General features: G+C 61.7%; 11 protein-coding genes. 9 read left to right on the top strand and 2 right to left on the bottom strand.

From position 1 onward, the window contains the following. Window positions 1-398: 398 nt before the first annotated feature. Entirely contained in the window at window positions 399-1,583 is a 1,185-nt protein-coding gene (locus tag BM416_RS05455) for a thiolase family protein (protein WP_092486329.1), read from the top strand. 115 nt (window positions 1,584-1,698) lie between these two features. After that, window positions 1,699-2,655, top strand: a complete 957-nt coding sequence (locus BM416_RS05450) for a DMT family transporter (protein ID WP_092486326.1) — start codon at window positions 1,699-1,701, stop codon at window positions 2,653-2,655. Here the strand turns inward: BM416_RS05450 and BM416_RS05445 are convergent. Continuing rightward, window positions 2,652-4,034, bottom strand: a complete 1,383-nt coding sequence (locus BM416_RS05445; protein ID WP_092486323.1) for a class II fumarate hydratase — start codon at window positions 4,032-4,034, stop codon at window positions 2,652-2,654. The genes BM416_RS05450 and BM416_RS05445 overlap by 4 nt on opposite strands. Window positions 4,035-4,226: 192 nt before the next feature. Here BM416_RS05445 and BM416_RS05440 point away from each other — a divergent pair, with 192 nt between their 5' ends. The 7 genes from BM416_RS05440 (at window position 4,227) to BM416_RS05410 (ending at window position 11,925) form a co-directional block, all read left to right on the top strand. After that, the gene (locus BM416_RS05440; RefSeq protein ID WP_003236690.1) at window positions 4,227-4,745 is read left to right on the top strand and encodes a DUF2059 domain-containing protein; all 519 of its coding nucleotides are present in this window, start codon (window positions 4,227-4,229) and stop codon (window positions 4,743-4,745) included. Window positions 4,746-4,751: 6 nt separating this feature from the next. Continuing rightward, window positions 4,752-5,048: a BolA family protein gene (locus tag BM416_RS05435; protein WP_065923917.1), complete on the top strand. Its 297-nt coding sequence runs from the start codon at window positions 4,752-4,754 to the stop codon at window positions 5,046-5,048. 118 nt (window positions 5,049-5,166) lie between these two features. Continuing rightward, a complete protein-coding gene (locus BM416_RS05430) occupies window positions 5,167-6,108 on the top strand; it encodes an oxygen-dependent tRNA uridine(34) hydroxylase TrhO (protein WP_027603959.1) in 942 nt (313 codons plus the stop codon). A gap of 36 nt (window positions 6,109-6,144) precedes the next feature. Then, window positions 6,145-6,747, top strand: coding sequence for a DsbA family protein (locus tag BM416_RS05425; protein ID WP_175539041.1), 603 nt, complete (start codon window positions 6,145-6,147; stop codon window positions 6,745-6,747). Then, window positions 6,740-8,542: an ABC transporter ATP-binding protein gene (locus BM416_RS05420; protein WP_092486320.1), complete on the top strand. Its 1,803-nt coding sequence runs from the start codon at window positions 6,740-6,742 to the stop codon at window positions 8,540-8,542. Before BM416_RS05425 ends, BM416_RS05420 begins: the two co-directional genes overlap by 8 nt. A 71-nt stretch (window positions 8,543-8,613) precedes the next feature. Then, on the top strand, window positions 8,614-11,076 hold the full coding sequence (locus BM416_RS05415; RefSeq protein ID WP_092486317.1) for an EAL domain-containing protein: 2,463 nt from the start codon (window positions 8,614-8,616) through the stop codon (window positions 11,074-11,076). Between the two features lie 78 nt (window positions 11,077-11,154). Next, window positions 11,155-11,925, top strand: a complete 771-nt coding sequence (locus tag BM416_RS05410) for an iron-containing redox enzyme family protein (protein WP_371856043.1) — start codon at window positions 11,155-11,157, stop codon at window positions 11,923-11,925. A gap of 22 nt (window positions 11,926-11,947) precedes the next feature. Here BM416_RS05410 and BM416_RS05405 read toward each other — a convergent pair whose 3' ends face one another. Next, a complete protein-coding gene (locus BM416_RS05405; RefSeq protein WP_092486312.1) occupies window positions 11,948-12,874 on the bottom strand; it encodes a GGDEF domain-containing protein in 927 nt (308 codons plus the stop codon). Window positions 12,875-13,140: the final 266 nt, after the last annotated feature.

The raw sequence follows: 13,140 nt of genomic DNA, 5'->3' as shown, positions 1-13,140 counted from the left end.
GGTGTTGTTCAGGATGCAGTCCTCTGTGGCGAGCGGGCCTGTGGTGGTGAGCAGGCCTGTTGTGGCAAACGGGCCTGTTGTGGTGAGCAGGGTTGTTGTGGTGAGTGGGCTTGTTGTGGTGAGCGGGCTTGCCCCGCGCTGGGGCGCGAAGCGGCCCTGACCAAGGCGCCGCGTTCTTTCAGGCAGACCTTATTGGCTGGTTTTGGGGCCGCTTCGCAGCCCAGCGCGGGGCAAGCCCGCTCACCACAACAGGCCTGCTGACCACAACAAGCCCGCTAACCACAGGTTTATGTCCGTCACCATGCTTTTGTATACGCCGGGTGAATGATCGTCGCGATGGGGCAGGCCTGGATCTATCCTCGATCCATCTCCCCACAACGACAAGATCGAGGTAGCCCATGCGTGAAGTAGTGATCGTCGACAGCGTGCGAACCGGCCTGGCCAAATCCTTTCGCGGCAAGTTCAACCAGACCCGCCCGGATGACATGGCGGCCCATTGCGTCAACGCACTGCTGACCCGCAACGGCCTCGACCCGGCCAGCGTCGAGGATTGCATCGTCGGCGCCGGTTCCAACGAAGGCGCCCAGGGCTACAACATCGGGCGCAACGTGGCCGTGCTGTCGCAATTGGGCACCGGTACGGCGGGCATGACCCTCAACCGGTTCTGCTCGTCGGGCTTGCAGGCGATTGCGATTGCGGCCAACCAGATCGCGTCGGGTTGCAGCGACATCATCGTTGCCGGTGGCGTCGAGTCCATCAGCCTGACCATGAAAAGCGTCAACACCGATAACCTGATCAATCCGCTGCTCAAGGAGCAGGTGCCGGGCATTTACTTCCCCATGGGCCAGACCGCGGAAATCGTCGCCCGCCGCTATGACGTCAGCCGCGAAGAACAGGACCTCTACGCCCTGCAAAGCCAGCAGCGCACCGCCCAGGCCCAGGCGGAGGGCTTGTTTGATGATGAAATCGTGCCGATGGCGGTCAAGTACAAGGTCGAGGACAAGAACACCGGTGCCGTACAAATCCTCGACGGCGTCGTTGATCGCGATGACTGCAACCGCCCGGACACCACGTTGGCCAGCCTGTCCGGTTTGAAACCGGTGTTTGCCGAAGACGGCTCGGTGACGGCGGGTAACTCCTCGCAGCTCTCCGACGGTGCCTCGATGACTCTGGTGATGAGCCTGGAAAAAGCCCTGGCACTGGGGCTCAAGCCCAAGGCGTTCTTCCGCGGTTTCACCGTGGCCGGTTGCGAGCCGGATGAGATGGGCATCGGCCCGGTGTTCTCGGTGCCCAAGCTGCTCAAGGCGCGGGGCTTGCAGGTGGCGGACATCGACCTGTGGGAACTCAACGAGGCCTTTGCGTCGCAGTGCCTGTATGCGCGCGATCGCCTGGGCATCGATAACGGCAGGTACAACGTCAACGGTGGCTCGATTTCCATTGGTCACCCGTTCGGCATGACCGGCTCGCGGCAGGTGGGGCACCTGGTGCGTGAGCTGCAACGGCGCAATGTGCGTTATGGCATCGTCACCATGTGCGTGGGTGGCGGCATGGGCGCCACGGGGCTGTTCGAAGCCGTGCGCTAAGTTAAATGTTGGAGGGGGCGTGCCCCCTCCAACAGGTAAGCAGCGCCATATCCCAATTGGTCCACTTGCCCCTAGAATGGCCGCTCCTCCACCTCTGGCATTTTCTGGGGCACTCATGCACATCTCTTCCGGCCGCTGGGTCTACGGTTTTCTCCTGACCCTGCTGACCGCGCTGCTCTGGGGCATTCTGCCGATCAAGCTCAAGCAAGTGTTGCAGGTGATGGACCCGATCACGGTCACCTGGTTTCGCCTGGTGGTGGCCGGCAGTTGCCTGTTCGTGTACCTCGCCGCGACCAGGCGCCTGCCCAGTCGTAAGGTACTCGGCCCCAGGGGCGGCTGGCTGGTGGCGATGGCGGTGTGCGGCCTGGTGGGCAACTACGTGTTGTACCTGGTGGGCCTGAAACTGCTCAGCCCCGGCACCGCGCAACTGGTGGTGCAGATGGGCCCGATCTTCCTGATGATCGCCAGCGTGTTTGTGTTCAAGGAGCGTTTCAGCGTCGGGCAGTGCGTGGGCCTGGTGGTGTTGATCATCGGCTTCGGGCTGTTCTTCAACCAACGCCTGGAAGAGTTGCTGACGTCCCTTGGCGCCTACACCGCCGGCGTGCTGACGATCCTGCTGGCGACTTCGGTCTGGGTGTTCTATGCCCTGGGCCAGAAGCAGTTGCTGACCGTGTGGAATTCGCTGCAAGTGATGATGGTGATCTACCTGTCGTGCGCCGTGCTGCTGACGCCGTGGGCGCATCCGCTGGAAGCCCTGCAACTGAGCCCGCTGCAAGGCTGGCTGTTGCTGGCGTGCTGCATGAACACCTTGGTGGCCTATGGCGCATTTGCCGAAGCCCTGGCCCACTGGGAAGCCTCGCGGGTGAGTGCGACCCTGGCCCTGACGCCGTTGGTGACCTTTGTCGCGGTGGCGTTGGCGGCGTGGCTGTGGCCGGACTATGTGCAGGCCGAAGAGATCAATGCCCTGGGCTATTTCGGCGCGTTGGTGGTGGTGCTGGGGTCGGCGGCGGTGGCGCTGGCGCCGTCGTTGCTCGCCGGGCTCAAGGCCCGGCGGCTACGCATGGCGTCCTAGGCGCCCAGCATGTTTTCCGGGCGTACCCACTGGTCGAATTCTGCGTCGGTGAGGTAGCCCAGGTCCAGCGCCGCTTCCCGAAGGGTCAAGCCTTCGGCGTAGGCCTTCTTGGCGATCTCTGCCGACTTGTCATAGCCGATGTGCGGGTTGAGCGCCGTGACCAGCATCAGCCCGCGCTCCAGGTGCTCGGCCATTTTCGCGGCGTCGGGTTCGAGACCGGCGATGCAGTGCTCCTGGAAGTTATTGCAGCCATCGGCCAGCAGGCGGATCGATTCCAGCAAGTTGTGGATGATCACCGGCTTGTACACGTTCAACTGCAAATGCCCCTGGCTCGCCGCGATGCCGATGGTCACGTCATTGCCCAGCACCTGGCAGGCCAGCATCGACAGCGCCTCGCACTGGGTCGGGTTGACCTTGCCGGGCATGATCGAGCTGCCGGGCTCGTTGGCCGGCAGTTTCACCTCCGCCAGGCCGGCACGCGGGCCGGAGCCCAGCAGGCGCAGGTCGTTGGCGATTTTCATCAGGGCCACGGCCAGGGTTTTCAGGGCGCCGTGCAGGGTCACGATCGGTTCATGGCCGGCCAATGCGGCGAATTTGTTCGGCGCGGTGACGAAAGGCAGGCCCGACAAGGCCGCCAACTCCGAAGCAATTGCTTCGCTGAAACCATGGGGCGCATTGAGCCCGGTGCCCACCGCCGTACCGCCCTGGGCCAGCTCGCATACCTGGGGCAGGGCGCTGCGGATCGCCCGTTCGGCGTAGTCGAGCTGGGCGATAAACGCCGAGATCTCCTGGCCGAAGGTGATCGGCGTGGCGTCCATCATGTGGGTGCGGCCCGTCTTCACCAGCCTTGCATGCCGCGCCGACAACTCCGCGAGGCCGCCGGACAGCGTATTGATCGCCGGCAACAACTGCTGGTGCACCGCTTGCACCGCCGCAATGCTCATGGCCGTAGGGAAGCAGTCGTTGGAGCTTTGGGAGCGGTTCACATGATCGTTGGGGTGCACCGGGCTCTTGCCGCCACGGGGCTTGCCCGACAGCTCGTTGGCGCGGCCGGCGATGACCTCGTTGGCGTTCATGTTGCTCTGGGTGCCGCTGCCGGTTTGCCAGACGACCAGGGGGAACTGGTCATCATGTTGGCCATCGAGCACTTCGTCGGCGGCCTGTTCGATCAGGCGGGCGATATCGGCGGGCAGGTCGCCGTTGCGGTCGTTGACGCGGGCGGCGGCCTTCTTGATCAGGGCCAGTGCGTGCAGTACCGCGAGGGGCATGCGCTGTTCGCCGATGGCGAAATTCACCAGCGAACGTTGGGTCTGGGCGCCCCAGTAAGCGTCATCCGGGACTTCCACTTCTCCCAGGCTGTCGGTTTCGATACGGCTCATCGGGCACACTCCTTCAGGTTCGTTTGCGCAGTTTAGGCCCTGATCGGCCTGGGGGGTTCCCTAAAAGACTTTTCATCGGATTCATTCACTGCAATCCGCGCCCGGTCAGGCCCGGGGTTGAGCCGCAGCGTTTTTTAGGCGCAGAATGGGCGCCCTTGGGGTCTTACCTCGCCTGCTATAAAAGGAAACTCGATGACTCGTCTTCGTGCCATCTGTACCGCGGTTGCTCTGGTTTGCGCCAGCGGCCAGGTTTTTGCCGATACCGCCAGCCACAACGCCAGTGCCGAAGCCTTCCTTACCCTGGCCCATGCCGACAAGCTGGGTACCCCGGTGTACATGCAAGTGCAGCAAATGTTCGCCCAGCGTTTCGAACAGACCAAGGCGCCTGCCGCCAAGCAGTCCGTACTGGACAGCTACCAGGCCAAGGCCAACGCCGCCCTGGACCAGGCCATCGGCTGGCCGAAGCTGAAACCGGACATGGTCAAGCTCTACACCACCAACTTCAGTGAATCCGAGCTCAAGGACCTGGTTGCTTTCTACCAGTCGCCACTGGGCAAGAAAGTCCTGGAAAAAATGCCGCAGCTGACCCAGCAATCGGCCCAGATGACCCAGGCCAAGCTGGAAAGCGCCGTGCCGGTGGTGAACAAACTGTTGGAAGACATGACCAACGAGCTGACGCCAAAAGCCGCCGCACCGGCCAAGAAGAAGTAAGCAGGAATGACCATGCAACAGCGTATCGAGACGGCGCTCGCCGCCCTGGCCCCGGAGCACTTGAGCGTGCTGGATGAAAGCCATATGCACAGCCGTGGGTTGCAGACCCACTTCAAGGCCGTGCTGGTCAGCCAGCAGTTCGAGGGGCTTAACCGCGTCAAGCGCCACCAGAAGGTCTACGCCACTCTGGGTGACCTGATGAGCGAATTTCATGCGCTGGCGCTGCATACCTACACGCCCGAAGAATGGGCGAAAATCGACGCAGCCCCGGCCTCGCCGACCTGCGCCGGCGGGCATAGCTGATACGCGGGTGTCTCTGACACCCTGCATTTGCTAGAATCCGCAGCGCGCCGCTCAGCCGGCGCGTTTTTTTTGCATCCGGTTCACCCCTTACGAGGGTAGCCACCTGGAGAGAACACCCATGACTCAACCGATTGTCGTGGCGGCACTGTATAAGTTCGTCACCCTCGAAGATTACGTCGCCCTGCGCGAGCCCTTGCTGCAGGCGATGGTCGACAACGGCATCAAAGGCACCTTGCTGATCGCCGAAGAAGGCATCAACGGCACCGTTTCCGGCAGCCGCGAAGGCATTGATGGCCTGATGGCCTGGCTGAAGAACGACCCGCGCATGGACGACATCGACCATAAAGAGTCGTACTGCGATGAGCAGCCGTTCTACCGCACCAAGGTCAAGCTCAAGAAAGAGATCGTGACCCTGGGCGTCGAAGGCGTCGACCCGAACAAGAAAGTCGGCACCTATGTCGACCCGCAGGACTGGAACGCGCTGATCAGCGACCCCGAAGTGCTGTTGATCGACACCCGCAACGACTACGAAGTGTCGATCGGCACCTTCGAAGGCGCTATCGACCCGAAAACCACCAGTTTTCGCGAATTTCCCGCCTATATCAAAGCCAACTTCGACCCGGCCAGACACAAAAAGGTCGCCATGTTCTGCACCGGCGGCATTCGTTGCGAGAAGGCGTCGAGCTACATGCTCAGCGAAGGTTTCGATGAGGTCTACCACCTCAAGGGCGGCATCCTGAAGTACCTCGAAGAGGTGCCGCAGGCAGAAACCAAATGGCAGGGCGACTGCTTTGTGTTCGACAATCGTGTCACTGTGCGCCACGACCTGAGCGAAGGCGACTACGATCAATGTCATGCCTGCCGCACACCGGTGAGCGCCTCCGACCGCGCATCCGAACACTATGTGGCTGGCATCAGCTGCCCCCATTGCTGGGATAAGCTGCCGGAGAAAACCCGTCGCAGTGCGATCGACCGGCAAAAGCAGATTGAGCTGGCCAAGGCCCGCAATATGCCGCACCCGATTGGCTTCAACTACAAGCAAACCCCTTCCGAGGCCTGACCCATGCCCGCGCGCCTGCTCTATGTGATGGACCCAATGTGTTCCTGGTGCTGGGGCTTTGCCCCGGTGGCGCAGGCGCTGGTCGAGCAGGCCCAGGCTGCCGGCGTGGACGTGCACCTGGTGGTGGGCGGCTTGCGCACCGGCAGCGGCGCGGCACTGGAGCCGACCACGCGGCGCTACATCCTCGAGCACTGGCAGGCGGTCACCGACGCCACCGGCCAGCCGTTCAAGCGCGATGGCGCGTTGCCCGACGGCTTTGTCTACGACACCGAGCCTGCGTGTCGCGCCATTGTTACTGCGCGTAGCCTGGCACCGGATTGCGCATGGACGTTGTTAGGGCTGATCCAGCGCGCGTTTTATGTCGAGGGCCGCGACGTGACCCTCGCCAGCGTGCTGGTGGAACTGGCTGAAGAGGCGGGTATCCCGCGCATTGAGTTTGCCGGCGCATTCGACCGTGCCGAGCAGCATGCCGCGACCGCCGCTGACTTCACCTGGGTCCAGGACCTGGGCATCGCCGGGTTTCCGACCTTGCTCGCCGAGCGTAACGGCCAGTTGGCGCTGCTGACTAACGGCTACCAGCCGCTGTCCGAGCTGTCACCGTTGTTGGGGCGATGGCTGGAGCGAGCAACCTGTGCATGACCAGTCACCACGCACCGACCGACTGACCTGGGCGGAAATTCGCCGCCTGGCCCTGCGACACAAGAAGTCCCTGTGGATCGCCAATGGCGTCGCCGTGCTGGCGACCTTGTGCAGCGTGCCGATTCCCTTGCTGTTGCCGTTGCTGGTGGATGAAGTGCTGTTGGGACGCGGCGATGCCGCGCTCAAGGTGATGAACCACGCACTGCCCCTGGGTTGGCAGAAGGCGGCCGGCTATATCGGCCTGATGCTCCTGGTGACGCTGTTTCTGCGTTGTGGCGCACTGCTGTTCAACGTGGTGCAGGCGCGGTTGTTTGCGCGCTTGGCCAAGGACATCGTGTACCGCATCCGCGTGCGCCTGATCGAGCGGCTCAAGCGTATCTCCCTGGGCGAGTACGAAAGCCTGGGCAGCGGGACCGTCACCACCCACCTGGTCACCGACCTGGATACGCTGGACAAGTTTGTCGGTGAAACCCTCAGCCGTTTCCTGGTGGCCATGCTGACCCTGGTGGGTACCTCGGCGATCCTGGTGTGGATGCATTGGCAACTGGCGCTGCTGATCCTGCTGTTCAACCCGTTGGTGATCTACGCCACGGTGCAGTTGGGCAAGCGCGTCAAGCACCTGAAGAAGCTGGAAAACGACAGCACCTCGCGCTTTACCCAGGCCCTGACCGAAACCCTGGATGCCATCCAGGAAGTGCGCGCCGGCAACCGCCAGGGCTTTTTCCTCGGGCGCCTCGGCCAGCGGGCCCAGGAAGTGCGTGACTACGCCATTCACTCGCAATGGAAAACCGACGCTTCGAGCCGCGCCAGTGGGTTGCTGTTCCAGTTCGGTATCGACATCTTCCGTGCGGCGGCGATGCTCACCGTGCTGTTTTCCGACCTGTCCATCGGCCAGATGCTCGCGGTGTTCAGCTACCTGTGGTTCATGATCGGCCCGGTGGAGCAACTGCTTAACCTGCAATACGCCTACTACGCGGCAGGCGGGGCGCTGACGCGGATCAACGAACTGCTGGCGCGTGCCGATGAGCCGCAATACGCCGGTGGTGCTGATCCGTTCATCGGGCGCGACACCGTGGGCATCGAAGTGCGCGGCCTGGACTTCGGCTACGGCGAAGACCTCGTACTCGACCAGTTGAACCTGGCCATCGCGCCCGGTGAAAAGGTGGCGATCGTCGGCGCCAGCGGCGGTGGCAAAAGCACCCTGGTGCAACTGTTGCTCGGGCTCTACACGCCCCAGGCGGGCAGTATCCGTTTTGGTGGTGCCACCCAGCAGGAGATTGGCCTGGAGACCCTTCGCGAGCACGTTGCGGTGGTGCTGCAACACCCGGCGCTGTTCAACGATACCGTGCGCGCCAACTTGACCATGGGCCGTGAGCGCAGCGACCAGGCCTGTTGGCAGGCACTGGAAATCGCCCAGTTGGATGCTACCGTCAAGGCACTGCCCTTGGGCCTGGACAGTGTGGTGGGGCGTTCCGGGGTGCGTTTTTCCGGTGGGCAGCGCCAGCGCCTGGCGATTGCGCGCATGGTCCTGGCCGAACCCAAGGTGGTGATACTCGACGAAGCAACCTCCGCCCTGGACGCCGCCACGGAGTACAACCTGCACCAGGCGCTGGCACGGTTCCTCAGCGGGCGTACTACACTGATCATCGCCCACCGTCTGTCGGCTGTTAAGCAGGCGGATCGAGTCTTGGTGTTCGACGGCGGTCACATTGCTGAGGATGGTGACCATCAGCAGTTGATTGCCGATGGCGGGCTGTACGCCAAACTGTATGGACACTTGCAACAGGTACGTTGATTTAGCCTAGGCTGAGCTATCGGAAGCGGGTTTTCGCGTGCGTATCCAGCAGTGCATGTGCAAGGGACTTCATGAAGCAAAAGCGGACTTTAGGAACGCCCCGGTTGTTGGGCATTGTCTGGCCATTTATCGCCGTGGTGCTGTTCCAGGCATTATTGGGCTGCGTCAGTCTCTACGTGCTTTCGGCCGTGCGTGGTTACGTGGCCGGCGAGAGCCTGTGGTCCAAGGGCCAGAAGGACGCCATCTATTACCTGACGCTCTACGCCGATAATCGCGACGCCGGCACGTACCTCAAATACCAGCAGGCCATTGCCGTGCCCCAGGGCGGGCACGAACTGCGCATTGCCCTTGACCGTCCCGTGCCCGACCTTGCCGCAGCCCGCCTGGGTATCCTCAAAGGGGGCAACCACCCGGATGATGTCTCCAGCCTGATCTGGCTGTACCTCAACTTTCGCCATTTCAGCTACCTGGAAAAAGCCATCGAACTGTGGACCGTAGGCGATGGTTACCTGCTTCAACTGGATGACCTGGCCCGCGAGATGCACCAGGCGATCATTCACGACCAGATCGGCGCCAACGATGTGCGCCAGTGGAAGGCGCATATCATCGCCATCAACGAAGGCGTGACACCCGCCGCCAAGGCCTTCAGCGATGCTCTCGGCGAAGGTTCGCGCATGATTCTGCGGCTGCTGGTCATCACGAACCTGGCGACGGCCCTGGGCCTGATCGTATTGGCACTGTTGCGCACCCATAAGCTGCTGGCCCAGCGCCATGCCTTCGCCGATGCCTTGCAGGAAGAAAAGGAGCGGGCGCAGATCACCCTGGAGTCGATTGGCGACGGGGTGATCACCACCGACGTCGACGGTGCTATTACCTATATGAACCCGGCGGCCGAGGCGCTGACTCACTGGCACTCGGCGCAGGCCCAGGGCCAGCCCCTGGCAGCGTTGTTCAAGTTGCTGGAAGACCACGCACAGCCGGATGGCTTCACCCTGATCGAACACATCGTCAAGGGCCAGCTCAGCGGCGGCAGCGAGCATTCGAAGACGATCCAGCGCCTGGATGGCAGCACGGTCTCGGTCACCCTGGTGGGCGCGCCGATCCGAAGCGCCGGCAAGATCTCGGGCGCGGTGCTGGTGCTGCATGACATGACCCAGGAGCGCCAGTACATCGCCAATCTGTCATGGCAGGCGACCCACGATGCGCTGACCGGCCTGGCCAACCGCCGCGAATTCGAGTACCGCCTGGAGCAGGTGCTGCACCCGGCAGGGCAGGCGCAGGCCGGGCGGCATGCGTTGATGTTCCTGGACCTGGACCAGTTCAAGCTGGTCAACGACACCTGCGGCCATGCGGCGGGCGACGAACTGTTGCGGCACATCTGCGCGCTGTTGCAGTCGGACCTGCGCGAAGGTGACACCCTGGCGCGCCTGGGCGGCGATGAGTTCGGCATCCTGCTGGAGAACTGCCCGGTGGCGGTGGCGGAAAAAATCGCCGAAAGCCTGCGTCATACCGTGCAGAGTCTGCATTTCGTATGGAAGGGGCGGCCGTTCATGACCACCGTGAGTATCGGCCTGGTACACATTGCCAGCACCCCGACCACCCTGGAAGCCTCGCTGCGGGCCGCCGACATGGCGTGCTACATGGCTAAGGAAAAAGGCCGCAACCGCGTGCAGGTGTACCACGCCGACGACTCCGAACTGTCCCTGCGCTTTGGCGAAATGGCCTGGGTGCAACGCCTGCACATGGCGCTGGAGGAGAACCGCTTTTGCCTGTACTCCCAGGAAATCTCCCCCCTCGGGCATACCGACGGCGGCAATGGGCATATCGAAATACTGCTGCGCCTGCACGATGAAGCGGGGCGTGTGATCCTGCCGGACAGCTTCATCCCGGCCGCCGAGCGCTATGGTTTGATGACGTCCCTGGACCGTTGGGTGGTGGAGAATGTATTTGAGATTATTGCCCGTTGCATTAACGAGCGTCCGGGCCGTCCCATGGCCCTGTGTGCGATCAATCTGTCAGGTATAACGATTGGCGATGATGACTTTCTCGGATTCCTGCGAGAGAAATTTCATACCTACGCTATTCCGCCCAGCATGATCTGTTTTGAAATTACCGAAACCAGCGCCATTGCAAACTTGGGCAGTGCCATCCGCTTTATTAATGAACTCAAGGACTTAGGTTGCCATTTTTCGCTGGATGACTTTTGCGCCGGAATGTCCTCATTCGCTTATCTCAAACATTTACCTGTAGACTTCCTGAAGATCGATGGAAGTTTCGTAAAGGATATGCTGGACGACCCGATTAACCGCGCGATGGTTGAAGTGATCAATCACATCGGCCATGTCATGGGTAAGCGCACAATTGCCGAGTTTGTTGAAACACCGCAAATCGAACAGGCCCTGCTCGATATTGGTGTGGATTACGCTCAGGGCTACCTGATTGAACGACCGCAATTGTTTACCTTCGATAGCTTGCAGTGTCGACCCGTGCGGCCGCAGCCTCTGTTATTCAGGGCGCCCGGCACATTCCGCTGAAACATTTGCCGGTCTGTAAATCACACTTAAAAAGGAGCCTTAATAGTGATCGACACATTCAGCAGAACCGGCCCGCTTATGGAAGCCTCAAGCTACCCCGCCTGGGCTCAGCAATTGATCCAGGACTGCAGCGAGAGCAAGCGCCGGGTTGTCGAACACGAACTGTACCAACGCATGCGTGACAACACGCTCAGCGCCAAGACCATGCGTCACTACCTGATCGGTGGCTGGCCCGTGGTGGAACAGTTTGCCTTGTACATGGCACAGAACCTCACCAAGACCAAGTTTGCCCGCCATCCGGGGGAAGACATGGCGCGCCGTTGGTTGATGCGCAATATCCGTGTGGAGCTGAACCACGCGGACTATTGGGTGCATTGGGCGCGTGCCCATGGCGTCAGCCTCGAAGAACTGCAGGCCCAGGACGTGCCGCCGGAGTTGCATGCGCTGAGCCACTGGTGCTGGCACACCAGCTCGGCCGATTCGTTGATCGTGGCCATTGCCGCGACCAACTATGCGATCGAGGGGGCGACGGGGGAATGGTCGGCGGTGGTGTGCTCCACCGGCGTGTATGCGGCAGCCTTTCCCGAGGAAGACCGCAAGCGTGCGATGAAGTGGTTGAAGATGCACGCCCAGTACGACGATGCCCATCCTTGGGAAGCCCTGGAAATCATCTGCACCCTGGCCGGGATGAACCCGACCAGGGAACTGCAGGCAGAGCTGCGCCAGGCCGTATGCAAGAGCTACGACTACATGTACCTGTTCCTGGAAAGTTGCATGCGCCTGGAGAAAGACAAACCGGCGAGCGCTGCTGTGCGTGAGCGCCCGTTGCGCGTCGCCAGCGAAGCGTGATGTAACGGGGGGGGGCGGGGTTTTACCCCGCCATTGCCAGGCGATTGCGGCCTTCGCGCTTGGCCACGTACAAGGCGCTGTCGGCGCGACGCAACAGGCTTTCGGCCGACTCGGCGGCCAGCAAGGTCGAACAACCGAGGCTCACCGTCAATTCGATCCGTGTGCCATCCGCCCAATAATCCTGGGCCTGTGCCGCCTGGCGCAGGCGTTCACCGACCATGGCCGCCGCATCCCGGCCGGTGTTGGACAGCAGGATCAGAAACTCTTCCCCGCCAAACCGAAACACCATGTCCACGTTACGCAACTGGCTCTTGATCGCCCCGGCGACGGCGCGCAATACGTTATCGCCGGCCGCATGGCCGTGGGTGTCGTTGATGATCTTGAAGTGGTCGATGTCCAGCATCAGCAGGGACAGCGGGTTCAGGTGCCGGCGCGCCATGTCGATTTCCCGTTGCAGGGTCTGGTCCATGGCAATGCGGTTGCCCGTTTCGGTCAACGGGTCGCGCAGGGCGCTGCGAGTGGCGGTGCGGTAGAGCAGGGCGTTGCGCATCGGGTAGAGCAGGGTCGACAGCAGTGATTCGAGCTGACCGAGTTCCTCTTCCAGCAGGCGCTGGTTGCGGCGAAAGACCAGCTCGCCGAGGTGCTCGCCTTCGTGGCTCAGGCTGTAGCTCACCGAGTGGTGGCCACGGTGGCCGAACTCCAGGCGCAGATCACTGGCGTCGTGGCGGTACTGCAGGGCGTCCAGGGGCACCAGATGCTGGACCTCCCGGAAGAACACGGCAAGGATGCGCTGCGGTTCCAGGCTGGTCTGCAGTTGCATGCCCAGTTGCTGGCGAAGTTGGACAAGGGTCGTGGGGCGACGTGGCAGGAGGGCGGGTTGGCCAAAGCCCAGGCGTTGCAATTTTGCACTGTCGAAGTCAATTGCGTTGGTCTGGGTGGGGGTTTTCATAAGCAAACGGCCTCTAAGCACTTAGCTGTCTTACAGGCTGGATGAGAGTGGCAAATGCCAGGCGTCTTACTGTTCCTTCAGTTCCGTAAAACATTGGAAACAGTTTAGACCGCTTTACTGGGGGTTTATAACCCCTGGGCACTGCCGCACGTCTTGTCATCGCTTGACCTGCTTGGAAGGTGTTAGAGCGAGATTCGTGCCATTTCGTTTAAATAAATAAAAAACCTTACAAATCAAAGACCGTTTTTAAAGTAAAAAACGGTCGT

The sequence above is a fragment of the Pseudomonas sp. NFACC42-2 genome, assembly GCF_900116055.1.
GTDB lineage: Bacteria > Pseudomonadota > Gammaproteobacteria > Pseudomonadales > Pseudomonadaceae > Aquipseudomonas > Aquipseudomonas marginalis.
Note: the sequence above shows the minus strand (reverse complement) of the source record. Positions and strands in the feature narration are given on the sequence as shown.

Excerpts from the sequence above, each read along its gene's own strand:
- BM416_RS05425 (WP_175539041.1), top strand. The coding sequence starts at position 6,145 with ATGTGTTCCTGGTGCTGGGGCTTTGCCCCGGTGGCGCAGGCGCTGGTC.
- BM416_RS05415 (WP_092486317.1), top strand. The coding sequence starts at position 8,614 with ATGAAGCAAAAGCGGACTTTAGGAACGCCCCGGTTGTTGGGCATTGTC.
- BM416_RS05440 (WP_003236690.1), top strand. The coding sequence starts at position 4,227 with ATGACTCGTCTTCGTGCCATCTGTACCGCGGTTGCTCTGGTTTGCGCC.
- BM416_RS05435 (WP_065923917.1), top strand. The coding sequence starts at position 4,752 with ATGACCATGCAACAGCGTATCGAGACGGCGCTCGCCGCCCTGGCCCCG.
- BM416_RS05405 (WP_092486312.1), bottom strand. The coding sequence starts at position 12,874 with ATGAAAACCCCCACCCAGACCAACGCAATTGACTTCGACAGTGCAAAA.
- BM416_RS05430 (WP_027603959.1), top strand. The coding sequence starts at position 5,167 with ATGACTCAACCGATTGTCGTGGCGGCACTGTATAAGTTCGTCACCCTC.
- BM416_RS05455 (WP_092486329.1), top strand. The coding sequence starts at position 399 with ATGCGTGAAGTAGTGATCGTCGACAGCGTGCGAACCGGCCTGGCCAAA.
- BM416_RS05445 (WP_092486323.1), bottom strand. The coding sequence starts at position 4,034 with ATGAGCCGTATCGAAACCGACAGCCTGGGAGAAGTGGAAGTCCCGGAT.
- BM416_RS05450 (WP_092486326.1), top strand. The coding sequence starts at position 1,699 with ATGCACATCTCTTCCGGCCGCTGGGTCTACGGTTTTCTCCTGACCCTG.
- BM416_RS05410 (WP_371856043.1), top strand. The coding sequence starts at position 11,155 with ATGGAAGCCTCAAGCTACCCCGCCTGGGCTCAGCAATTGATCCAGGAC.